The following is a 575-nucleotide window of genomic DNA, read 5'->3' as shown; positions in this document are numbered from 1 at the left end:
TCTTTCAGCGTCAGGTGAGCCGGCTGATTTTCTTCATGGTTGGTGTTCGAGATGAACACTGACGACAACCGGTCGAATGTCAGCTTTCCATCCGGCTTCGGATAGACAATCGGCTTGCACTGCGAAGCAGGCTTGAGCATTTCGTGATCGGAATGCTGGTGATGCAGCGTCCAGGGCACATTGCCGCCCAGCAGCTTCTGCTCGATGCCGACCATCAGGGTGCCGAGGTACAGGCCCTTGCTCATCCACTGCTTGAAGTTGCGCGCACGATGCAACTCGGTATGCAGCCACGAAGTCTTGAACGACTCCGGATACGCGGTGAGTTCATCGCTGGTGCGTCCGGCCTGCACGGCTTCAAATGCAGCATCAGCAGCCAGCATGCCGGTCTTGATCGCCGCATGCGAGCCCTTGATCCGCGACGCATTCAGGAAACCTGCATCGTCACCCACCAGCGCGCCACCCGGGAACACCAGCTTCGGCAGCGACAGCAGACCACCCGCGGTGATTGCCCGCGCGCCGTACGACACCCGCTTGCCGCCTTCCAGAATCGAGCGGATCGCCGGATGCGTCTTGTA

Annotated in this window: 1 protein-coding gene; it reads right to left on the bottom strand. The window is 60.0% G+C overall.

Annotated elements, in window-relative coordinates; all coding sequences use genetic code 11:
- Positions 1–575: electron transfer flavoprotein-ubiquinone oxidoreductase (locus tag PQQ96_RS42180; protein WP_408303359.1), on the bottom strand; the 575-nt coding region annotated here is incomplete at both ends.

Origin of the sequence: Paraburkholderia sediminicola, from assembly GCF_046027825.1 — a bacterium.
In the GTDB taxonomy this organism is placed as follows: Bacteria; Pseudomonadota; Gammaproteobacteria; order Burkholderiales; family Burkholderiaceae; genus Paraburkholderia; species Paraburkholderia sediminicola_D.
Note: the sequence above shows the minus strand (reverse complement) of the source record. Positions and strands in the feature narration are given on the sequence as shown.